Below are 22,903 nucleotides of genomic sequence, written 5' to 3'. Positions count from 1 at the left end.
AAACCAGGCTGCCCGCCAAAGACCGCAGGGTACTTTGACGGGCAGCCTGGTTTTCGGAGCCAAAGCGGTCCGTCGTATTTCCGGTAAACACGAAATTTTCCCGCCGCCCTCTTCGTTTGCCCTGCGTAAGCTACCGTCTATGATCCACCCGAAAGCGTTACTTAAGTCGCTATTTCTCTTTGCGGCGCTGCTGCCGCTGACCGCTCGGGCCCAGCTGGTGCAGCCCCTGCCCACTGCTCCCGACCGGGCCGCCGGATTGGCGCGGCAGCCGGCCGCCGCGCCACGACCGGCGGCGCTTCCCCTGCCCTTTTTCGACGATTTTTCCACCCAACCCGAAGGCCCGGCTACCCCCGAACGCTGGACGGCGGGTGGGGGCGTGCTCATCAACAACCGCTTCGCCCTGGCCCCCCCCTCGCGCGGCGTCGCCTCGTTCGACGGGCTGAACGGTAAAGGGTTGCCCTACGGCACTTTTTACAGCGATACGGATACGCTCACCTCCCAGCCTATCGACCTTAGCTCGCTGGCGGCGACGGATAAGGTGTTTCTGAGCTTCTTCTACCAGGTCGGCAATATCTACTCCCAGCCGTCGACCAACAGCGGCTCGCGGCCGGTATTTATTGAAGTGCAGTTCAAGGATATGAACAACCGCTGGCAGCGGGCCTGGATTCTGCGCAGTCAGGGCAAGCGCACCAATTTCCGCCAGCAGCTGCTGGCCGTGGACCAGGCCCGCTACCTGCACGCCAACTTCCAGTTCCGGTTCCACACGTCCGGCTACCAGACCACCGCCAACGGCAACGACAGCTGGGCCGTCGACTACGTGAAGCTGGACCGCAACCGCTCCGCCGCCGACTCGTCTTACCGCGATATTGCCGTCAGCACCCCGCTGACCAGCCTGCTGAAGCGCTACACGGCCATGCCGGTCTGGCAGTACAACGCTTCCCCAGCACCCACCGCCGAGCTGAATGACCAGGTAGCGACGACCATCAATAACCTCGACATCGGCCCCCAGCCCATTCCCATCGACTGGCGGGGGACGCTGCAGATTCTGCCCGCGGGTCCGGCAGAGACATTTCTGGTAGGCAACCAGGCCCTGGATGCCTCGGCCCGGCAGGTGCGGCTGGCCGGGAATGTCCGCAACACCCCGATTCCGGTGACGCCGGCCGAAAAAACCATCCGCCATACCATTGCCCTGCTCCCGCTGGCCGGAGCCGATCCGCGGACCTTAGCCAACGACAGTATTTCGCGGGTGACGGAGCTGCGCAACTTCTACGCCTACGACGACGGCACCCCCGAAGGCACCATCGACTTCTTTCCGTTTATCAGCGGCCCCGCCCGCTTCTATGCCCTCCGCTACACTCTGAGCGTTGCTGATCAGGTTCGCAGCCTACGCATCTACCCTATTATGCCCGCGGCGGCCGGCCGCACCATCACGGCCCACGTCTGGGACAGCCAGGGCTCGGGCGCCGGCCTGCGCCCCACCGACCTGCCCAAGCCCGGGGCCAGCAAAACCTTTGTCATTCCGGCCACGCTGCCCGCCGGCCAGAACTTCGTGGAAATTATCTTCGATGCGCCGGTGCCGGTAAGCGGGACGTTCTTCGCGGGCTACAGCCGGGGGGCCCTGGGCGGGCAGTATGTTCCCATAGGGCTTGATCTGAACAACGCGCCCCCGGAGAACCACTTCCTCGCCAACGAAACCGGCCTGTGGCAAGTATATACTACCGACCAGTTCAGCGCGGGCAAAACCCCGGCCGGCTCCATTATGATGCGGCCGGTGCTGACCAACAAGCTGGTGACGGCGGCCGCTGATCCGGCTATCGCGGCGGCTTTCGCGCTGTATCCGAACCCCAGCTCCGGCCTGGTGCAGGTGCAGGGCCGCTACCTCCGCGCTACGGTACTCGATGCCCTGGGCCGTCCGGTCTGGACCCAGCCCGTTGGGCAGTTGGGGCAGCCAGCGCTGGATCTGCGGCCTCTGGCGGCCGGCGTATACCTGGTGCAGCTCACGCTGCCAACGGGCCTGACGGTGACCAAGCGGCTGGTGCTGGCCCGGTAGACAGCAGCTGTGACCGGAATTTCCTATTGTTGCGCGGGCAACGCCTTTTTCCTCCCGTCTCCTTACTATACTACATGACTGACATCACTCCTGCCGAGCTGAAACAGCGCCAGGCCGCTGGCGAAACGCCTACCATCATTGACGTGCGCGAAACCTGGGAAAACGAGGAAGGCCACATCAAAGGCAGCCGAAATATTCCGCTCGGTACCCTACCCGAGAAAGTGGATGAGCTGGAAGACCTGAAGGAGCAGGAAATCATCGTCCACTGCAAGGGTGGCGGCCGCTCGGCTTCCGCCAAGGCGCTCCTGGTGCAGCATGGCTTCCGGAATGTCCGCAACCTGTTAGGGGGCTTCCAGGCTTACCAGCAAGCCTAGCAGCCCACAGTCCTTTTTTTGCCGCTCCCCTGTCGGAGCCTTGCTACCGCGAGGCTCCGGTTTTTTTGCCCCATCGTCAGGCCCGCACTGCTTGGCGTTTTTCGCCTTGCTGTACAAGGTATCAGACGGCCCGGGAAATTTAGTTGCCCACAATCAAACATTGCACAACTATTGCTGGTTGTCTTTTTCGAAACCCATGAACAAGCCCTCCACTTCGTCCGAAAACGCGCTGCAAAAGCTGGAAAACCAGCTCTGCTTTCCGGTCTATGCCGTGTCGCGGATGCTGACGAAAGCTTACCAGCCCTATTTGCGGGAGCTGGACCTGACCTATCCGCAGTACCTGGTGCTGCTGCTGCTGTGGGAGCACGAAGAGCTGACGGTGAAAGCGCTGGGCGAAAAGCTATTGCTCGACTCGGGCACGCTCACGCCCCTGCTCAAGCGCCTGGAGCAGAAACAATGGGTCAGCCGCCGCCGCGACGCGCGTGATGAGCGGTCGGTTATCATTGGTCTGCTGCCCGCCGGCCGGGCGCTGCAGCAGCGCGCCTGCCACATTCCGCTCCAGCTGCTGGGAAAGCTGGCCATGACGCCCGCTGAGTTTGCCGCGCTCCGCCTCCAGCTACATACTCTTTTAACCCAGCTGGCCTGATCCGGCCGGCTGTTTTTCCAAGTTCACTTTTACTTTTTTTAGATGAAAATCGAAAAAATCTTCACGGCCCAGGCCAAAGCCAAAGGCGGCCGCGACGGCGGCGTATCCACCAACGACGATGTGCTGAATCTCACGCTGAGCACGCCCAAGGAAATGGGCGGCCCCGGCAAAGCTGGTGCTACCAACCCGGAGCAGCTGTTTGCCGCTGGTTACGCGGCCTGCTTCGAAGGGGCCCTGGGCGTAGCCGCCCGTCAGGCTCAGGTGAAGCTCGCCGGCGTAACCGTAGAAGCCCTGATCGGCTTTGGTAAGGCCGAAGACGGCGGCTACGGCATTTCGGCCGACCTGCACGTAAATATCCCCGGCCTGGCGCAGACCCAGGCCGAAAAGCTGGTAGAAGCCGCCCACGGCATCTGCCCCTATTCCCGGGCTACCAAAGGCAACATCGAGGTGAACCTCACTACCACGACTAATTAATTCTTCTGCCCTGCTGCGCCGTCTGTCATCCCTGATCTGGCGTACGCCTGCGAAGGACCTTATCATACCAGAACCAGTCGTTGCTGCGTGCTAAGGTCCTTCGCTTTGCTCAGGATGACAGACGACGCAGGAGAATAGATTTTTCCCCTCATTCCCCCCGAGCTATGCAAAACCAAACCATTGTGCTGGCCAGCCGCCCCCAGGGGGAGCCTTCGGCGGACCAGTTTCGCTTCGAAACCGGGGCCCTACCCCAGCCCGCGGCCGGTCAGGTGCTGCTCAAAACCCGCTATGTATCGGTCGACCCGTACATGCGGGGGCGGATGAATGCCGGCAAGTCGTACGTGGCACCCTTCGAGGTGGGCCAGCCCATCAGTGGTGGTATAGTGGCCGAAGTAGTGGAAAGTCAGCATGACCAGCTGCCCGTGGGCAGCGTGGTCGTCGGCAATCTGCCCTGGCAGGAATACAGCGTGTCGGATGGGGCGGGGCTGACCCGGATACCCACGGATAAAGCCCCCATCAGCTATTTCCTGGGGTTGCTGGGCATGCCGGGTCTTACCGCTTATTTCGGCCTGCTCGACATCTGCCAGCCCAAAGCCGGCGAAACCGTTGTGGTATCCGGCGCGGCCGGGGCCGTGGGGATGGTGGTGGGTCAGCTGGCCAAAATCCAGGGGGCCCGCGTCATCGGCACGGCCGGCTCCGACGAAAAGGTAGCCTACCTGAAAAAGCTCGGCTTCGATGAGGCCATCAACTACAAGACCGCTAACATCGCCGAAGCACTGGCCGCCGCCGCGCCTGCCGGCGTAGACTGCTACTTCGACAATGTGGGCGGGGCCATCACGGATGCCGTGTACAACAACCTCAACAAAAACGCCCGTATTGCCATCTGCGGGCAGATTTCGATGTACAACGCCACCGAAGTGCCGGTAGGTCCGCGCCCGGAAGGCAAGCTTCTGACTACCAGCTCCCTGATGAAGGGCTTCATCGTCAGCGACTACCACAGCCGCTGGCCCGAAGGCGTGGCCAGGCTCAGCGAGTGGCTCGCCGAGGGCAAGCTGCACGCCGAAGAAACCATCACCGAGGGCTTCGACCAGATTCCGGCGGCTTTCCTGGGCCTGTTCAAGGGCGAAAACACCGGCAAGGCCATCGTGAAGATGGCGTAACTTTCTTCTCTGTTTCACGCAGGGGCTCGGGGTTAAAACCGTAGGGTAGCGCAGTGGCCCGTTGAACCACACTGCGCGCCCCCGCGCCATCCCCTGCGCTACCCTGCGTGAAATCACATCAACCCAAACCCCATGACCAACCAAGGTGAAATCTACTGCGTAGCCGCCGAGTGGCTGGTGCAGCCCGACCACGTTGAAACCGTGCGCCGCCTGCTCCTCGAAGCCGCCGCGGCCGTACGCCAGCATGAGCCCGGCAACCTGCTCTACATTGCCCACCAGTCGACGGAGGAGCCGGCGCGCTTCTTCATCTACGAGCAGTACGCCAACCAGGAAGCCCAGATTGCCCACCGCGCCGCGCCCCACTTCCAGGATCTGGTACTGGGCCGGATCGTGCCGCTGCTGGCCGAGCGCAAAACCACTTTTTACCGCCTGCTGGCTTAGCCACGGCATTTTTTCACCTTAAAAGCACGCTCCCATGAATATTCTGATGGTATTGACGTCCCACGATCAGCTGGGCAACACGGGTCATAAAACCGGCTTCTGGCTGGAAGAATTTGCCGCCCCCTACTACGTGTTCAAGGACGCCGGCGCGACGCTGACCCTGGCCTCCCCCTTGGGTGGTCAGCCGCCCCTCGACCCCAAGAGCGACGAAGCCGGCGCCCAGACCGAAGCCACCGGGCGGTTCAAAAAGGATCCGGAGACGCAAAAGGCGCTGGCCCATACTGTCAAGCTCGACACAGTTTCCGCCACCGACTACGACGCCGTATTCTACCCCGGCGGCCACGGCCCGCTCTGGGATCTGGCCGAGGACCAGAAGTCGATTGAGCTGATCGAAACGTTCTACGCCGCCGGCAAGCCCGTAGCGGCCGTGTGCCACGCGCCCGGCGTGCTGCGCCACGTGAAAGCCGCCAACGGCGAGCCGCTGGTAAAAGGCAAGTCGGTAGCCGGCTTCACCAACACCGAGGAAGAAGCCGTGCAGCTGACCAACGTCGTGCCTTTCCTGGTGGAAGACATGCTGAAGGAAAACGGCGGCACCTACTCCAAAGGGGCCGACTGGGCCCCGTACGTGGTAAGCGCCGGCAACCTGATTACGGGCCAGAACCCGGCCTCCTCCGAGCTGGCCGCCCACGAATTGCTGAAGCAGCTGGCGAAGTAGCTCCTGCCGCTTGCCGTACCAAGCCGCCCCGGTTGCTCCTGTTTCAGGCGCGGCCGGGGCGGCTTTTGGGTATCTACCCCAGCCGCCCGTCCGGCGCGTACTGCAGCTCCCCCATTTCTACCAGCTCCCGCAGCTGCTCGGTTACGGCCGTAGCCTGGCCCGGCGCGAAGCGCGCGAGGATGTCGCGGGGCGTCTGGGGCGTGGCTTTGAGCAGCGTGAGCAGCTGAGCGCGCAAATTGGTGGTGGGCGGCGGAGTTTGGCGGGCTTTCTTCTCGGCCAGGCAGAAGTCGCAGACCTTGCAGGCCGGCGCGTCCAGCTCGCCGAAGTATTCCAGCAACAGCTGCTGGCGACATAGGCCGCCGTGGGCGTAGCGAATCACGGCTTCGGTTTTGTCGCGGGCCAGGTCGCGGGCCCGGAGCAGGCGCTTCTGGTCCAGCGGCAGCTTGTCGGCATCGAAGCGCGGGGTGGTAAACAGCGCCTGCGGCGATTCCTGCCGCGGTTGGTACTGAATGATGCCCGAGCGGTGCAGAAACAGCAGCGTTTTGCGCACGTCGAGCACGCTCAGCTTCAGGTGCTGGGCCAGGCTGTTTTCGGAAATCCGCTGAAACCCGCTGAACAGCTCCCCCCCATTAAAGCGCAGCAGCGACTTAATCAGCTTGTCGTGCTGCTCATTGGCCACCTGAAACCGGTACAGGTCGTGGTGGTCGATGGGAATGTGGACCCGGGCGGGCGTGTTCACGGCCTCGTTGAGCTGCACGAAGCCTTCCCGGGCCAGGGTACGCAGACTGTTGTGGGCGTCCAGGGCCTTAATGCGGTAGGTTTCGGCGAAATGCTGGATGTCGAAATCGAAGGCCACCAGCTCGCCCCCGCCCACGGCCGTGCGCGAGAAGTTGGCTAAGGCCTGGTATACCCGCCGCACGGTGTCGAGCGGCGGGTAGGCCTGCTGGGTACGGCGGCGCAGCTCGTCGGCATCGTTGGGGCCCTGGAGCAGCACGGCAAAGGCATACTTCTCGTCGCGCCCGGCCCGCCCGGCTTCCTGGTAATAGGCTTCCAGGCTGTCGGGCGCTTCCAGGTGCACCACCAGCCGCACGTCAGGCTTGTCGATGCCCATGCCGAAGGCGTTGGTGGCTACGATGCAGCGGATGCGGTTTTCCATCCAGTCCTGCTGGGTACGGCTGCGCTGGTCGGCGGGCAGGCCGGCGTGGTAGGCAGCGGCCTTTAAGCCGTTTTGCTGCAGGTAAGCGGCCGTGTCCTCGGTCTGGCGGCGGGTGCGGGCGTACACGATACTGGTTTTATCAGCCCCCACCCCGCGCACCACTTCCAGCAGCCGGCGCAGCTTGTCCTCGGTCGGCAGGGCTGAGTACGACAGATTGGGCCGGGCGAAGCTTTGCTGAAAAACCCGGCTGCCGGGCCGAAACTGGAGCTTCTCCACGATATCCAGCTTCACCTGCGCGGTGGCGGTGGCCGTGAGAGCAATGACGGGCACGCCGGGCAGCAGCTCCCGCAGCGCGGCAATCTGCAAATACGGCGGGCGGAAGTCGTAGCCCCACTGCGAAAGACAATGGGCCTCGTCCACGGCCAGCAAACTCACTTTCATCTTGCCCACCCGCGCCCGGAACATATCGGTCAGGAGCCGCTCGGGGCTCACGTACAGGAACTTCACCGGCCCGTACACGCAGTTGTCCAGGGTCTGGTCGATTTCCTGGTGGCTCATCCCCGAAAACACCGCTTCGGCCTTGATACCACGCTTGCGCAGGCTTTCCACCTGGTCTTTCATCAGCGCAATCAGCGGCGACACCACCAGACACAGCCCGTCCCGCGCCAGCGCCGGCACCTGAAAGCAGACGCTCTTGCCGCCGCCGGTAGGCAGTAGGGCCAACGTGTCCTGCCCCGCCAGCACCGCCCGGATAATATCCTCCTGCATGGGCCGGAATGCCGCGTGCCCCCAGTTCTGGCGCAGAACCAGCAGAATATCGTCGGTAGGTAAAGCCACGGGTACAGATAGTTTTGGCGGAGCAGCGAAGGTAGCAGGGCGGCTTCGGAAACGGAAGCTTTCGGCGGCTGCTGTCAGCTCATTTACGGCTGTCATCCTGAGCCTGTGAAGGACCTTCCTCGTCGCCTCTGCAAAACCTCTTTCAAAATGCAAAACCCTTTCCCGTACGCAACGGGAAAGGGCTTTGCTCATTTAAGAAGGCTCACTGCCAATTCAGAGGAAGGTCCTTCGCTTTGCTCAGGATGACAAACGAGGGGAAATGACGGCCGAAAAAGCCCGGCGCCAAATGGCACCGGGCTTTCGATAACAATAGCAGGATAACGCTTAAGCCGCGGCCGACTGCCCGTTCTCCCGGTCGTCGATGGCTTTGCGGAGCTTGGCCACGGCCTGAGTGGCGCGCTCCTCATCCAGCCGGTTGATGTTGAGCAGCATCTTGGTTTTCTCCTGGCGGGTAATCACCGGGTGGTTCAGGAGGCGGATGATTTCCTCTTTCTGCGCGGCCGTGGCGTAGGCGACGGCCGGAGCTTCGGCTACGACGGCAGGCTCGGCGGGCACGGCTTTCATAGCGGCGGCAATGGCTGGCTCAGCAGTTGCCTGCGGAGCCGGAGTGAGCACAACCCCCTTCGCCTCGGGCTGGTTGCCACCGTACTCCATTTCTTCGGCGGGCGTGGGCTCGTACCCTGCCGCGCGGATAATCCAGGCCAGAATGTTGCGGTAGGCCTTGCCGATGGCCCGGGTCTGGGCCATGCTCATGATGGCAAACTCCTGGTAAAATTTCTTGCCCTGCTCCTTATTTGAGCAGATGGCGAAGCCGGCGCCCACGATATGGCCCGAGCGCAGGTCAAACAGCGTGACCTTGGCCTGGTATTTAATTTCCGTTTCAGTCGAGACATTGATGACGTGGTCGACGATGGGCACGATGCCCAGGCGCGAGCCGGCGTACTGCCAGCCTTCCACGTTCACGAACTCCTTGCCCTGCACATTCGTGGTGAGCTTGTTGTCCTTGATGAACTTGGCCAGATCCGTGGCCAGGTGCAGCGTCTCATCGGAGCGCGAGATGTCGTAGCTCTCGACTTTGGTCTTGTTGACCTGGTTCTTGGTGGTTTTGGGGGCTTCGTTCATGGCGGTTTCCATAAGTGTCCTGTTACGTTCTGTTGTTCTCTGTAGCAAACCAGAAAGGAGGTGGTTTCGTGCCAAAAATTACAAAATATACCCATTGATTACCAGCTACTTACAAACTATTTTTCCAACCATATTAGCCAGCCTAATTTTATTGGCTTTTTCACTTCGACTATTCCTGACTGTTAACGCTTTACCACCTGCAATATTGACCAACCTCAATCCTGTGCAACCTCCCTGGCCGAAGTCCCAAACGCCAAAAGCCCCGCCGGACTATCCGGCAGGGCTCTTTGTAGCAACAAAGACTGCTTACTCCGAAATGTGCCCGTCCTTCATGGTGATGGTGCGGTCGGCCATTTCGGCCAGCTGGTCGTTGTGAGTTACGATAACGAAGGTCTGACCCAGCTCCTTGCGCAGCAGAAAGAAAATCTGGTGCAGCTCGTGGGCATTCTGCGAGTCGAGGTTGCCGCTGGGCTCATCGGCGAAGATGATTTCGGGCGAGTTGATCAGGGCGCGGGCTACGGCGGTGCGCTGCTGCTCGCCGCCGCTCATTTCCGAGGGCTTGTGGTCGGCGCGGCGCTCCAGGTTCAGCATGCCGAGCAGCTCGCGGGCCCGCACCCGGGTTTCCTTCTCCGAGCGGCCGGCCAGGTAAGCCGGCAGACACACGTTTTCCAGGGCCGTGAACTCGGGCAGCAGGTTGTGAAACTGAAAGATGAAGCCGATGTGCCGGTTGCGGAACTTGGCCAGATTAGCGCGGCCCAGCGAGCTGACCGACGTGCCATCGAAGAGCACCTCGCCCGAATCCGGATTGTCCAGCGTACCCAGGATGTGCAGCAGCGTGCTTTTGCCAGCGCCCGAAGAACCCACGATGGATACGATTTCCGACTTCTCAATCGTCAGGTCGATGCCCTTCAGCACTTCCAGCGTATTATATTTTTTACGAACGTTGATGGCCTGGAGCAAGGGAAACGGGATTGGTTAAGCTGGTCTTACGAAACAAAGCTACGGAATGTAGGGCGTTGTCAGGTTTACTTCCCAAATTCAGTGGATTTCCCCGGTCAGGCCAGACGCCACCGCCGTTTAAACCTTCCCTGATGCTCCCGCCACCGCCTCTTGCTTTTTCTTCGGGCTCTGAAATAATGGGGATGCGGCTGCTTTCCCCGGGACGCCGTTGGCGATGGCTGGCTCCGGTCCTGGCGGTGCTCACCCTGGTCATCAGCGCCGGCGCGTGGTGGAACTGGCCGCGCACCCCGCCGCCAGCAGCCTTGCTGACTGCCAACAGCTCCGCGGCTGCCGGACCAGTCAGCGACGGCCGCTTTCGGGGCGTGAGCTGGGTGGCGGCCGACTCCGCCGCCTCGGCCGACCTTGCTCCCCTGCTCCGCGCCCACGTCACCTGGATTGCCCAAACCCCCTTCGGCTGGCAGGCCGGCGCGGCCGTGCCCACGGTGCAGCTGCACACCCAGCGCCTGTCCGGCCGCCACCGCTACTGGGGCGAAAGCGACTACGGCCTGGTCCAAACCGCGCGGCAGGCGCGTAAACAAGGCATTAACACGCTACTCAAGCCTCACCTCTGGCTGCGCGGCCCCGGCGGCACCTGGCCCGGCGACGTGGAAATGCAGTCGGCCGCCGACTGGCAGGCCTGGTTTGCCAGCTACTCCGTCTTCATTCTGCACTACGCCCGGCTGGCCGAAGAGCAGCAGATGGCGGCTTTCTGTATTGGCACGGAGCTGGAGAAAACCGTGAGTCATGAGGCCGAGTGGCGCGCCCTGATCCGGCAGGTGCGGCAGGTGTACCACGGCCCGCTGACTTACGCGGCCAACTGGAGCGGCGAGTTTGAGCGCGTCCGCTTCTGGGACGCGCTGGACTTCATCGGCATCCAGGCCTACTTTCCGCTGAGCCAGGCGGATAGTCCACCAAAAAAGTCCCTGCTGACCAACTGGCAGCCCCACCTGAAGGCCATTGCGCGGGTGCAGAAGCAGTTTAACAAGCCCGTAGTCTTCACCGAAGCCGGCTACAAAAGCACGCCCGATGCCGCCATCGAGCCCTGGAAATGGCCCGACCACACGGCTGCTTTTAGCCCGCCGGATGAGGCTACGCAGGCGGCCTGCTACGAGGCCCTGTTCGAGACGTTCTGGCCTCAGCCCTGGTTCAAGGGCCTGTTCGTGTGGAAATGGTACCCCGGCCTGGCTGCCGACGGCCCGGCCCGCCGCCACGCCGACTTCACGCCCCAGCACAAGCCCGCCGAGCGGGTAATGGCAGCCTGGTATGGCCGGTAGCCTGTCGGGGCGAGCGAAGCGCGGCAATGCGTCCTGGACAATAAGTTAACCCTTGTGAAAGCAGCAAGCCCGGACGAATGCAGTACGTTGGGACTTGCGGGGTTAACAGGGCTTTTTACATTTCAGAGGACGGGTTGCTTGGCTTTGCTCGCAATGACACCTGGTACGGCCAATGACAGGCGGCATAACGCAGCACAACCGATTATTGTCTACTTTCGTGGCCGCAAACCACCCGTCAACCCCACTCAACTGGACCCTCTATGAACATTCACGAGTATCAGGGTAAAGAAATTCTTAAGCGCTACGGCGTCCGCGTGCAGGAAGGCATCGTGGCCGACACCGCCGAGGAGGCCGTCGAAGCCGCTAAAAAGCTGACCGCCGATACCGGCACCAGCTGGTACGTTATCAAGGCCCAGATTCATGCCGGCGGCCGCGGCAAAGGGGGCGGGGTGAAACTCGCCAAAAACCTGGAGCAGGTGAAGGAAATTGCCGGCCAGATCATCGGCATGCAGCTGGTAACCAAGCAAACCGGCGCCGAAGGCCGCAAAGTGCACAAGGTCCTCATTGCTCAGGACGTGTACTACCCCGGCGAGTCGGAAGTAAAGGAGTACTACATGAGCGTGCTGCTGGACCGGGCAACCGGCAAAAACGTTATCATCTATACCACCGAAGGTGGCATGGACATCGAGGAAGTAGCTGAGGCGCACCCCGAGAAGATTCACCGCGAGCACGTGGACCCGCGCGTGGGCCTGCGCCCGTTCCAGGCCGCTAAAATTGCCTTCAACCTGGGCCTGACCGGCCCGGCCCAGAAGGAGATGGTGAAGTTCGTGCAGGCCCTGTACAAGGCGTATGACGAGACGGATTCGGCCATGTTCGAAATCAACCCCGTGCTGAAGACCTCGGACAACAAGATTCTGGCCGTGGACGCCAAAGTAACGCTGGACGAAAACGCCCTCTACCGCCACCCCGATTTCGTAGCCCTGCGCGACACCAACGAGGAAGATCCGCTGGAAGTGGAAGCTTCGGCCTCTAACCTGAACTATGTGAAGCTCGACGGCAACGTGGGCTGCATGGTGAACGGGGCGGGTCTGGCCATGGCCACCATGGATATCATCAAGCTCAGCGGCGGTGAGCCGGCCAACTTCCTCGACGTAGGGGGTGGAGCCAACGCCCAGACCGTGGAAGCCGGTTTCCGCATCATCCTGAAGGATCCGAACGTGAAAGCCATCCTGATCAACATCTTCGGTGGCATCGTGCGCTGCGACCGGGTGGCCAATGGGGTGGTAGAAGCTTACAAAAACATCGGCGACATCAAGGTGCCCATCATCGTGCGCCTGCAAGGCACCAACGCGGAGGAAGGAGCCCGCATCATTGATGAGTCAGGATTGAAGGTATTCTCGGCCGTATTGCTGAAGGATGCGGCTGACCGCGTGAAGGAAGTATTGGCCAGCCAGGTAGCGTAATCTTTCTCTGGCTTCCCCACTCCCGGGTAAGCGCACAAGAAGGCCCACCCAGCTATTGGGTGGGCCTTCTTGTGCGCTTGCTTCCCATCCGGGAGCTGCTCTACAAAGAATTAAATTGATTAATATATATATTATGTATAACTTTAACATCACAACCCGAGCTATACCTCCTGCGTTTACCCCTTGCTTGAATACGTCCTTACTGCCTGTTTCCTATTGCCCCTCCGCGCCACCTGCACTCTATGAATTTCCATCGCTTCACCAGGTCATTTGTTCTCACACTACTCCTGCTGGCGTGTCAGTGGCCCGGCAGTGCTCAGAACAGGCTTAAGACTCTGGAATTTGAGAAAGATCCTGATCCGACTACTTATACCTTTCAGCGCAGCTCACCCGGGGAGCCCTATCTGGTTAACCTTTACACTTCCTATGCGCTGGAAGATATTGTGGTGGGGAAAGACACTGATCTGGCCAAAGTGCAAGCCGTATGTACGTGGGTGCACAACCGCTGGGAACACAACGGCCGCAACGAAGCCCGCAAACCCGATCCAATTTCCATTTTACAGGATGCGGCAATGGGTGAGCAGTTTCAGTGTGTCGAATACAGCATTGTGATTGTTGGAGCTCTCACCGCCCTGGGTATTCCGGCCCGGCCCCTGAACCTGAAAACGGCCGATGTAGAAACCCGCCGGCAGGGCGCTGGCCACGCGGTAGCGGAGGCCTGGCTCCGCGACCAGCAGAAATGGGTGATGGTAGACGGGCAGTGGGATGTGGTTCCGATGCTTAACGACGTCCCGCTTAATGCCGTCGAACTTCAGGCAGCGCTGGTAAGTAAGGCACCGGGCCTGCAGATTGCTACTTCTTCCGGTACCAAGAGTAAGCCTTACTTCACTTGGCTCGCGAACTACCTGTATTATTTTGACACTACTTTAGACACCCGCATCGGTACCGGAACTGCGCCCAGTGGCTTGATGCTGGTTCCAACGGGCGCTAAAAATCCTACCGTATTCCAGCATGACACCCCAATAAGCCGGATGCGCTATACCCACTCCGTCACTACGTTCTACCAGCCCGTACCATCGCTGACAGCCCTGAAATAGAGACCCTATCTGACAACAAAGAAGCCTTCCAATGACGATGGAAGGCTTCTTTGTTGTCAGATAGCACGGTTAGTGACGTTTCGCTATTGCTCAGGCAGAGGCTGTCTTCTCAGACTCTACAACCTCTGCCGGTTGCCCGGCTACGTTCAATTCTACTTCCATATTGCCGCGGGTGCCCACTGAATAAGGGCAAATTTCATGGGCCTTGCTTACCATAGCCTGGGCCTTCTGGATGTCAAGTCCTTTCAGATCAACATTCAGCACCGCACTGAGACCGTAACCTTCGCCCTCCTGGAACAGCGTTACGGAACATTGTACAGTGCTGGCCGGATCCAGCTCCTCGTTCTGCTGCCCGGCTACTACCAGCAGGGCCTGCTGAAAACAGGCGGCATAACCGGCAGCGAACAGCTGTTCCGGATTGGTAGTTCCTTTCTTGCCGCCCAAACCCTCTGGCACCGACATATCCAGATCAATAGTACTATCGGAGGAGCGAACGTGGCCGCTACGGCCGCCGGTGGCCGTAGCATCGGCGGTATACAGATTCTTTTTCATCCTGGAAAGAGTTGGTGGTTGTGTAGTCATTTAACCGTTCTGACTGTGTTAAGGTTACCTCCACCCAGCTAACAATCTGGCCGCCTAATACGGCTTGTATTTGGCTGCACGTGTTTTTCTCTCTACTTTTGCCCCACATCGGAAATAACCTGGTCACGTCGTACAACGGATAGTATGAGAGTTTCCGAAGCTCTTGATCTAGGTTCGATTCCTAGCGTGACCACAGAAAAGCCCCTTTACGTCGTCGTGAAGGGGTTTTGCTTTTACGGGGCCCCTGCCAGGGGACCCGATCCTGCTTGTGATGTCGTGAGTAGGTCAGGACTTACGCAAAATCGGCGAATTATCTTTCCCGCAGGGTCTCGCAGGGTTCTGCTCCGTTCGCACTGCGAGCCCTGCGTTTTAACCCTGCGAGCCCTGCGTGAAATGATTTTCGCGAACCAGGGCGTAAGGCCTGACCTACTCATTTTTGCGTACCTGGCCCACGCTGGCGAAGCTGCTGTAGTCATGCCGCGCGTCGCCGAGGCCTGTCTGCAGCGGTCGAATAGTCCATTCGTTGAATACGCACCGCGTTGAGAATGGCCAGCAGGGCCACGCCCACGTCGGCAAACACGGCTTCCCACATAGTAGCCAGGCCTCCGGCACCCAGGGCCAATACAATGCCCTTCACGATAAAAGCCAGCCAGATATTTTGCCAGACCACGGTATGCGTGGCACGGGCAATGCGCCGGGCGGTGACAATCTTGCTGGGGTGGTCGGTTTGAATCACCACGTCGGCCGTCTCGATGGTGGCGGCGGCGCCCAGGCCGCCCATGGCAATGCCCACATCGGCCAGCGCTACTACGGGCGCGTCGTTTACGCCGTCGCCCACAAAGGCCAGCTTGCGGCCCGCATCCTTGTACTGCTGCACGTAGCGGGCTTTGTCTTCCGGTAGTAAGCCGCCATGAGCCTCATCAATACCAAGCTCCCTGGCTACGCGCTGGGTGATGCTGTTCTTGTCGCCGGAGAGCATCACAATTTTGGTGATGCCATCGGCGCGCAGCTCCCGTACGGTGCGAGCCGCGTCTTCCCTCGGGGCGTCGGCCACGGTGAGGTAGCCGGCGTAGGTTCCGTCGATGGCGGCCACTACGATGCTGTCCGTTACCTGGTCGACTTCGGACGGATAGCCGACGCTGAACCTGGTCAATAGCTGGGCGCTGCCGGCCAGCACGTCCTGGCCATCGACTTTACCCCGCATACCGTGGCCGGATATTTCCTCCACATTCTCCACCGACACGCCACTGGCAGCGGCGCCCACGTAGAGCACCACGGCTTTGGCAATGGGGTGGGTCGATTTGGTTTCGAGCGCGCCTACGAGCCGCAATAGCTGCGCGGCAGCCAACCCAGGCGCGGGCTGCACCTGCTGCACAGCAAACACGCCCTGGGTGAGGGTACCGGTTTTATCCAGTACCACCGTGTCCAGCTCGCGCATCACGTCCAGGAAATTGGAGCCCTTGAACAGAATGCCGGCTTTGGAGGCCGCACCGATACCGCCGAAATAGCCCAGCGGAATGCTGATAACCAGTGCGCAGGGGCAGGAAACAACCAGAAATACCAGCGCCCGGTAGAGCCAGGTACGGAATACGTAGTCGTCGACCAAGAAGTAAGGTGCCAGCACCAGTAGCACCGCCAAAGCCACCACGACAGGCGTGTACACCTTGGCGAACCTGGTAATGAACTGCTGGGTTTTGGCTTTGCGGCCCACCGCGTCCTGCACCATAGCCAGGATGCGGGCCAGCTTCGTGTCTTGGTAGTCAGCCGTTACGGCCACCTGGATCAGGCTTGCCAGGTTGACCATGCCGGCCAGAACGGTTTCGCCGGTTTGTTTGGTTTGCGGTACCGATTCGCCGGTGAGGGCAGCCGTGTTGAACGAAGCCGGGCCCTTGGTCAGGGTGCCGTCGAGCGCTACTTTCTCCCCCGGCTTCACTTCAATGGTGTCGCCCACTACCACTTGCCTGGGGTCGAGCACCAGCAGTTGCCCGTTGCGAATGACGGTGACTTCGGTGGCCTGAATCTCCAGCAGGGCCTTGATGCTGCGCTTGGCCCGGTTCACGGCCGCGTCCTGAAAAAGCTCCCCCACGGTGTAGAACAGCATCACCGCTACCCCTTCCGGGTATTCCCCGATGGCAAAGGCCCCGAGCGTGGCGATGCTCATCAGCAAAAACTCGTTGAAGATATTCCTGGAGGGAATGCTGAGCACGGCCGCCTTCATCACCTGCCAGCCCACCAGCAGAAAGGCCACGCCGTACCAGAGCAGGCGAACGTAGCCGGTGAAAAAGTCCGCGTCGTAGTAGTCCAGCGCCAAGCCGCCCAGCAGCAGGCCCAGGCTCACGCCGGGCCCGAGGTAGGGGTTGGCCCCGGGCGGGCCGTGGTCGTGCCCGGTGTGCTCATCTTCGCCTACCCCACCTTTATCCCCCACGAGCTTACTGGCGGGATGGTGGTGGCCGGCGTGCTTGTCGGGGGTGGTATCGGCGGCCGGGGCATGAGCGTGGCCGGGCACGTCGTGCCCCGGCGGCCCGGCGGCCGCTGCGGGCGTGAGCTGGTCGCGGTTGAGGGCACCCACGTTTTCGGGCGGCACCTGCCTGGCAGGGTTCAGCTCTTCGTTGGTATCGGAGGAGGTTGGCTCAGGCATAGCAAAGACAATTGCAGGAGAGAAGCAGCCAGGAAGGGGCCCGAATAAGTTGCCCCGGGCAGAAGAATTAAAGCGGTTCTCCGCCTGGTGTACGCGGCCGTTTTTCCGGCCCGCCGGCTTTTTGGCCCGCGGACCAGTCGGCGCCGGAACAAGACGGGCGTGACCATTACCGGTAAATAAGGTAAACAAGGTCAGCAGCCGATGGCCGGTCTGCTGGCCGAAAAAGCCGGCGGACCGGGCGGGACGTACACCACCCCGAGGACCGCTCTAATCCTCTTCCCCGGCGTTTTTGAGCTTGGCCAGCAGCGAGTAGGCGCCCGCGGTCACGAACGTGGTAGTAGCGGGCAAATCGGCGGGCAAGGTGACTTCAGTGTAGCCATCCTCGCTGCGGCCCGTGGGCAGGGCCACCATGCGGTAGCGGCCCGCCGCTTCGGCCACGAAGCCGTAGGCCTGGCCTGCGAAGCGCACCAGCGCCGCGTTGGGCAGGGCCACGACGGCGGTGCGGCCGGTTTCGATAATGGCTCGCACGTAGAGGCCCGGCAGTAGCGCCCGGTCGTTTTCCTTATCCAAATGCCCGTGGACGCGCACGGTGCGGTCGGCGCCGATGGCCTGGGCAATGAGGTACACCCGGCCCGTGCGCGGCTGGCTGCCGCGGGCCGAGTCGCCGGGCAGGGTGAAGCGAATGAGCTGGTCCTTCCGCAGTCTGGCCACGTCTTTCTCGAATACGGTCAGCTCGACGTGCAGGTGCTCGGGGTCCACGATTTCAAACAGCGTTTCGGTGGCCGTCACACTCTGGCCCACGGTCACGTTCACCGTTTTCACGAAGCCCGCCCGCGGGGCGCGCACGGTAGCCGTACTCACGATGCGGCCGCCCACGGGCAGGCCCGCCAGCCGCAGCCGGGCGGCCTGGGCGTTGGTTTGTACCCGCAGGGCGTTGTAGTCGGCCTGGGCGCGCTGGTAGTTTTTCTGGGGGGCTACCTCCTGCTCGTACAGTTCTTTTTGGCGGGCCAGCTCCGTGCGGGCGTATTCCAAACGGCTGCCCGTTTCGAGGTAGTCCTGCTGGAGCTGCACGAACCCGGCGTTGCGAATCACGGCCAGCACCTGCCCCTTGCGCACCCGCGTGCCCTGCAACAATTGAGTATTTTCGACGAAGCCGCCGAGCGGGGCCGTGATGGCCACCGAGCTTTCGGGGGGCACATCCAGCGTGCCGGTCACGGCCAGGCCCGTACCCATGGGGCGGGAGCTGACGCGCCCGGTTTCGAGCCCGCCAGCCTGCTGCTCGGCAACCGAGAGCAGCACCAGGTCCGGATCGGTTTCGGCAGCTTCGGCGGACCCGCCCGTGGGGTCCGGGCCGTCAGTAGCAGCGGCTTCTTTGGGGGTGGAGTCACACCCGGCCTGGGCCAGGCTCAGCAGCAGCAGAAAAATAAACGGGATACGCATCGGAAGAGTCAGCAAGAGAAGGTCTACTGGGCGGCGGTGCCAAGCAGGTAATCCAGTTCGATGATCGTTTGGTTGTGGGCCAGCAGGGCGTCGAGGCGGGCAGTGCGCTGGTGCAGGGCCCGGTCCAGATTGAGCAGGTACTCGGAGTAGCCCATCTCCCCGGCTTTGAACGCGCGGGTACTCAGGCGCACGATGACGGCAGCCTGGGGCAGACCAGTCTGCTCGTAGAACTGCACCCGCTCTGCCAGCTCCTGACGGCGGGCCTGCAGCTCGTCGACGCGGGCGGCCAGCTCGGTCTGAAAGCGGTGGGCCTGGGTTTGGGCTACCTGCGCCCGCAGGCGGGCCGCCTGCACCCGGGCCTGCTGCGGCTTGCGGTACAGCGGCAGGGCCACGCCGGCCGTAACCCCCTGAAACCGGGCGCTGCCGCCATAGTAACGCTCCGGGCCGCCCACGCCACCCACGGTCTGGGGACCAATGAGGCTCTGGTTGAAATACCCCAGGGTGAAGCCGGGCAGCCCCTGGGCCTGCTCGGCGCGGGTGGCGGCCTGTTGCTCCCGCACCTGCTGCTGGAGCACGCGGGCCTGGGCGTTGCGGACCGGCTCCGCGGTATCCCGATCAGTTGGGGGTGCAGCTGGCCGCAGGGGCCGCAATAAGCTATCGGTTAGCTCAACCGGCGCCGACTGCTGCAACAGCGCTTGCAGCTGGCGCCGGGCCACAACGTAGGCGGTGCGGGCCTGCCGCAGTTTAGCCTGGTTTTCACCCTGCTGCACCTGGGCGGTAGCAGGTTCCAGGCGGGCGGCTTCCCCGGTTTTGAAGCGCAGGTTGGCCGCCCGCAGGAACTCGGTGTAAATGCTGTCCTGCCCGCGCAGCACCTGTAGGCTGTGGCGGGCGTGTACGGCCTGCTCGTAGCTCAGGCGCACCTGCCGGCGGAGCTCAGCCTGCACCTGGGCCAGTTCCAGCTCCCGGCTGGTCACCTGGGCGTCGGCCAGCCGGGCCTGGCTGCGGTACGCGCTAGGCAGGCTCAGGGGCTGAGTGATGCTAAGCTGGTTGTCGTTGCGGTAGGAGTTGAACTGGCCGTAGGTGCCCTGAATGGTGGTGCGACCCAATACATCCACGGCCCCACGCCGCCCGGCCTGCTGGGCTTCCAGCGCGCCCCGGGCGGCCGCAACGGTACCGTTGGCCCGTAACGCCAAACTCACCGCCTGAGCAGCTGAAATGGGAGCCTGCTGGGCCTGGCCCGCAAGAGGCAGTAATAAAGCCAGCACCACGGCCAGACGGCCCGGCGTTTTGGGCAGAGCGCGGGCGCGGGTTTCAATCAGCTCGTGGTCCGGAGCCGCTGGCTTCCCTGCCTTTCGCTCCGCCAGGGCATACAGCACCGGCAGCACCAGCAGCGTGAGCAGCGTGGCCGTAACCAGGCCGCCGATGACCACCGTGGCCAGCGGCCGCTGCACCTCCGAGCCGGCGGAGGTGCTCAAGGCCATGGGCAAAAAGCCCAGCGACGCCACCGTAGCCGTCATCAGCACCGGGCGCAGCCGCACCTCCGCCCCACGCCGGATGCGCGCCACCAGACCGGTGACGCCTTCGGCTTTGAGCTGGTTGAAGTAGCCGATGAGAACGATACCGTTGAGCACGGCTACTCCGAACAAGGCAATGAAGCCCACGCCCGCCGAGATGCTGAAGGGCATGCCGCGCAGCCCCAGGGCCAGCACCCCGCCAATGGCGGACAACGGAATAGCCGTGAAAATCAGCGCCGCCTGCTTTAGGGAGCGGAAGGTGAAATACAGCAGCCCGAAAATGAGCCCCAGGGCCACCGGCACCGCTATCAGGAGCCGGTCGGTGGCCTGGCGCAGGTTCTCGAACTGCCCGCCGTAGGTGGCGTAGTAGCCCGGCGCGAACCTGAGCTGCCGGTCCACCCGCGCCTGCAGGTCCGTCACCACGCTTTCCACGTCCCGGCCCCGCACGTTGAAGGCCATGGTGATGCGGCGCCTGGCGTCGTCGCGCTGAATCTGGTTGGGGCCGTCGACCAGCGCCACGGTGGCTACCTGCTCCAGCGGCACCGAGGCGCCGCCGGGCGTGGCGATGAACAGCTGACGCACCGAACTGATGTCCTGACGCAGATCGGCGCGCAGGCGCAGCACCACGTCGAAGCGGCGCTCCTGCTCGAACACCTGCCCGGCGGTCTGGCCGGCGAAGGCCGTTTGCACGGTGCGGTTCACGTCCTCCACGTTGAGGCCGAACTGGGCCAGGCGGTTGCGGTCGAGCGTCACCACAATCTGGGGCAGGCCGGTGACTTCCTCGGCGTAGATATCGACCGCGCCGGGCACCTTGCGGGCCAGGGCGGCCGCCTGCCGGGCGTAGCGGCTGAGCTGGGCCAGGTCTTCGCCGTAGATTTTCATCACCACGTCCTGCTTGGCTCCGGTGCTCAACTCATTAAAGCGCATCTGAATAGGTTGCTGAAAGCTGAATGTCACGCCGGGAATCACGCTTACCGCCGCCGTCATTTTCTCCGCCAGCTCCTGCTGGGTTGTGGCCGAGGTCCATTTGCCCGGGTCCTTTTCCAGCACCACCATCAGGTCGGCGGCATCAACCGGCATGGGGTCGGTGGGGATTTCGGCCGAGCCCACCTTGCCCACCACTTCCTGCACCTCCGGAAATTGCTTCAGCAGAATGCGTTGGGCCTGCTCGGTTTTCTCCACCGTGTAGCCCAGCGAGCTGCCGGCCAGCGTGCGCATCTCCACGGCGAAGTCGCCTTCCGCCAGCGTGGGAATAAACTCGCCGCCCAGCGTGCGGAACAGCAGCCCGGCGCCGGCAAACAATCCTACGGCAGTGCCCAGTACGAGGGTCTTGCGCCGCAATGCCCATAGCAGCACGGGCTCATACAAGCGGGTGAAAAACAGCATCATCCGGTCCGAGAAATTCTCCCTGGGCGGGGTGTTGCGGCGCAGGAACAATGCCGACATCATCGGCACGTAGGTCAAACTCAGAATAAAGGCGCCCAGGATGGCGAAGGCCACGGTTTGGGCCATGGGCCGGAACATCTTGCCCTCGGTGCCCACCAAAGCCAGCAACGGCAGGTACACGATGAGGATGATGATTTCGCCGAACGCCGCCGAGGAGCGGATTTTCGAGGCCGCCTGATAGGTTTCTTCGTTCATCTGGTCCTGGTTCAGCCGGGCGGTGGCCGCCAGCGGCCCACTGTGCAGGCGATGCACGATGGCCTCCACGATAATCACGGCCCCGTCTACCACCAGCCCAAAGTCAATGGCCCCCAGGCTGAGCAGATTTCCCGACACCCCAAATACGCGCATCAGACTGATGGCGAACAGCAGGGCCAGCGGAATAACGGAAGCCACCACCAGCCCCGCCCGCCAGTTGCCCAGAAACAGCACCAGCACCAGCAGCACAATCAGCGCGCCCTCGGCCAGGTTCTTGGTCACCGTGCCGATGGCCCGGCCCACCAGCTCGGAGCGGTCCAGGTACACATCGACGATAACGCCCCGGGGCAGCGACTTGCGCACGGTTGCCATGCGGGTTTTCACGGCCTGAATCACCTCGTTGGCGTTAGCGCCCTTGAGCATGAGCACTACGCCGCCGGCTACCTCCCCTTGCCCGTTGCGCGTCATGGCCCCGTAGCGAATGGCCGACCCCAGGCCTACCTGCGCCACGTCGCGCACCAGCACGGGCAGGCCGGTAGCGGTTTGGCGCACCACGATGTTGCCCAGATCGGCGGGGGTGGCGGCCAGGCCTTCGGTGCGGATAAAGTAAGCCTGCGGATTGACGTCGAGGTAGGCCCCGCCGGTATTCTGGTTGTTGCGGCGCACGGCCTGGTATACCTGGTCCACGGTCACGCCCAGGGAGCTGAGCCGGGCCGGATCGAGGGCAATTTCATACTGCTTAAGCAGGCCGCCGAACGACGAGACATCGGCCACGCCGGGCGTACCCAGCAGCTGCCGCCGCACTATCCAGTCCTGCATCGTGCGCAGCTCCCGGGCGTTGTGCACCTTCTCGTAGCCGGGGGCGGGGCGCAGCACATACTGGTAAATCTCGCCCAACCCGGTGCTCACCGGCGCCAGGGTGGGCCGGCCGGTGCCGGGCGGAATCTGCTCCTGCGCTTGCTGCAGCCGCTCGCTGATTTGCTGACGGGCCCAGTAGATATCCACCTTGTCGTGGAATACGATGGTGACAACCGAAAGTCCGAAGCGCGAAAAAGAGCGCACCTCTTCCAGCTCAGGAATCGTGGCCACGCTCTGCTCGACGGGAAACGAGACGAGCCGCTCGATGTCGCTGGCTGCCAGCGAAGGCGCTACGGTATACACCACCACCTGATTGGTGGTAATATCGGGCACCGCGTCGATGGGTAAATGCCTGAGAAGCTGTTTGAGTTAGCAGAATTTGAGCACCCGTTTGATGTTTGCCAAGCTAATCCATGCGTTAG

General features: G+C 62.3%; 16 protein-coding genes, 1 tRNA gene and 1 pseudogene. 11 read left to right on the top strand and 7 right to left on the bottom strand.

All coding sequences use genetic code 11. From position 1 onward, the window contains the following. Positions 1-139: 139 nt before the first annotated feature. From ABD833_RS00895 to ABD833_RS00865, 7 genes are all read left to right on the top strand, one after another. Positions 140-2,050 (top strand): T9SS type A sorting domain-containing protein, encoded by a 1,911-nt coding sequence (locus ABD833_RS00895; RefSeq protein ID WP_345070341.1) that lies wholly within the window; start codon positions 140-142, stop codon positions 2,048-2,050. 74 nt (positions 2,051-2,124) lie between these two features. Then, a complete protein-coding gene (locus ABD833_RS00890; protein WP_345070338.1) occupies positions 2,125-2,424 on the top strand; it encodes a rhodanese-like domain-containing protein in 300 nt (99 codons plus the stop codon). A 196-nt stretch (positions 2,425-2,620) separates the two neighbouring features. Then, complete coding sequence (locus tag ABD833_RS00885) at positions 2,621-3,070, top strand: MarR family winged helix-turn-helix transcriptional regulator (protein WP_345070337.1); 450 nt, start codon at positions 2,621-2,623, stop codon at positions 3,068-3,070. A 42-nt stretch (positions 3,071-3,112) separates the two neighbouring features. After that, positions 3,113-3,544, top strand: coding sequence for an organic hydroperoxide resistance protein (locus ABD833_RS00880; RefSeq protein ID WP_345070335.1), 432 nt, complete (start codon positions 3,113-3,115; stop codon positions 3,542-3,544). 164 nt (positions 3,545-3,708) lie between these two features. Then, positions 3,709-4,704, top strand: coding sequence for an NADP-dependent oxidoreductase (locus ABD833_RS00875; RefSeq protein ID WP_345070334.1), 996 nt, complete (start codon positions 3,709-3,711; stop codon positions 4,702-4,704). 132 nt (positions 4,705-4,836) lie between these two features. Continuing rightward, a complete protein-coding gene (locus tag ABD833_RS00870; protein WP_345070332.1) occupies positions 4,837-5,145 on the top strand; it encodes a putative quinol monooxygenase in 309 nt (102 codons plus the stop codon). Between the two features lie 34 nt (positions 5,146-5,179). Next, entirely contained in the window at positions 5,180-5,860 is a 681-nt protein-coding gene (locus ABD833_RS00865; protein ID WP_345070331.1) for a type 1 glutamine amidotransferase domain-containing protein, read from the top strand. Between the two features lie 73 nt (positions 5,861-5,933). On the opposite strand, the gene ABD833_RS00860 is transcribed toward ABD833_RS00865, so the two are convergent. The 3 genes from ABD833_RS00860 to ABD833_RS00850 all read right to left on the bottom strand — a co-directional run bounded on the left by ABD833_RS00860 (position 5,934) and on the right by ABD833_RS00850 (position 9,935). Continuing rightward, positions 5,934-7,853, bottom strand: coding sequence for a RecQ family ATP-dependent DNA helicase (locus ABD833_RS00860; protein WP_345070329.1), 1,920 nt, complete (start codon positions 7,851-7,853; stop codon positions 5,934-5,936). A gap of 324 nt (positions 7,854-8,177) precedes the next feature. Next, on the bottom strand, positions 8,178-8,987 hold the full coding sequence (locus tag ABD833_RS00855) for a hypothetical protein (RefSeq protein ID WP_345070328.1): 810 nt from the start codon (positions 8,985-8,987) through the stop codon (positions 8,178-8,180). Positions 8,988-9,281: 294 nt separating this feature from the next. Beyond that, the gene (locus tag ABD833_RS00850; protein WP_073108416.1) at positions 9,282-9,935 is read right to left on the bottom strand and encodes an ABC transporter ATP-binding protein; all 654 of its coding nucleotides are present in this window, start codon (positions 9,933-9,935) and stop codon (positions 9,282-9,284) included. A gap of 182 nt (positions 9,936-10,117) precedes the next feature. On the opposite strand from ABD833_RS00850, the gene ABD833_RS00845 reads away from it, so the two are divergent. The 3 genes from ABD833_RS00845 to ABD833_RS00835 all read left to right on the top strand — a co-directional run bounded on the left by ABD833_RS00845 (position 10,118) and on the right by ABD833_RS00835 (position 13,808). Then, positions 10,118-11,248, top strand: a complete 1,131-nt coding sequence (locus ABD833_RS00845) for a glycoside hydrolase family 113 (RefSeq protein ID WP_345070325.1) — start codon at positions 10,118-10,120, stop codon at positions 11,246-11,248. Between the two features lie 260 nt (positions 11,249-11,508). Next, on the top strand, positions 11,509-12,711 hold the full coding sequence (gene sucC / locus ABD833_RS00840; protein ID WP_345070322.1) for an ADP-forming succinate--CoA ligase subunit beta: 1,203 nt from the start codon (positions 11,509-11,511) through the stop codon (positions 12,709-12,711). A gap of 242 nt (positions 12,712-12,953) precedes the next feature. Further along, a complete protein-coding gene (locus ABD833_RS00835; protein ID WP_345070320.1) occupies positions 12,954-13,808 on the top strand; it encodes a transglutaminase-like domain-containing protein in 855 nt (284 codons plus the stop codon). A 90-nt stretch (positions 13,809-13,898) separates the two neighbouring features. Here the strand turns inward: ABD833_RS00835 and ABD833_RS00830 are convergent, their stop codons facing one another. After that, on the bottom strand, positions 13,899-14,360 hold the full coding sequence (locus tag ABD833_RS00830; protein ID WP_345070318.1) for an organic hydroperoxide resistance protein: 462 nt from the start codon (positions 14,358-14,360) through the stop codon (positions 13,899-13,901). A gap of 151 nt (positions 14,361-14,511) precedes the next feature. On the opposite strand from ABD833_RS00830, the gene ABD833_RS00825 reads away from it, so the two are divergent. Continuing rightward, positions 14,512-14,583: transfer RNA gene (locus ABD833_RS00825), tRNA-Arg, on the top strand. A gap of 279 nt (positions 14,584-14,862) precedes the next feature. On the opposite strand, the gene ABD833_RS00820 is transcribed toward ABD833_RS00825, so the two are convergent. From ABD833_RS00820 to ABD833_RS00805, 3 genes and pseudogenes are all read right to left on the bottom strand, one after another. Continuing rightward, entirely contained in the window at positions 14,863-17,028 is a 2,166-nt protein-coding gene (locus ABD833_RS00820) for a heavy metal translocating P-type ATPase (RefSeq protein ID WP_345070316.1), read from the bottom strand. Between the two features lie 267 nt (positions 17,029-17,295). Next, positions 17,296-18,468 carry an efflux RND transporter periplasmic adaptor subunit gene (locus ABD833_RS00815; protein ID WP_345070314.1) on the bottom strand — a complete coding sequence of 391 codons (1,173 nt, stop codon included), beginning with the start codon at positions 18,466-18,468 and terminating at the stop codon, positions 17,296-17,298. 23 nt (positions 18,469-18,491) lie between these two features. Further along, a pseudogene (locus ABD833_RS00805) lies at positions 18,492-22,829 on the bottom strand (CusA/CzcA family heavy metal efflux RND transporter); the annotation flags it as partial. Between the last annotated feature and the right edge of the window lie 74 nt (positions 22,830-22,903).

It is taken from the genome of Hymenobacter fastidiosus (assembly GCF_039539565.1).
Taxonomy (GTDB): Bacteria; Bacteroidota; Bacteroidia; order Cytophagales; family Hymenobacteraceae; genus Hymenobacter; species Hymenobacter fastidiosus.
This window is presented reverse-complemented; position numbering and strand designations above follow the sequence as displayed.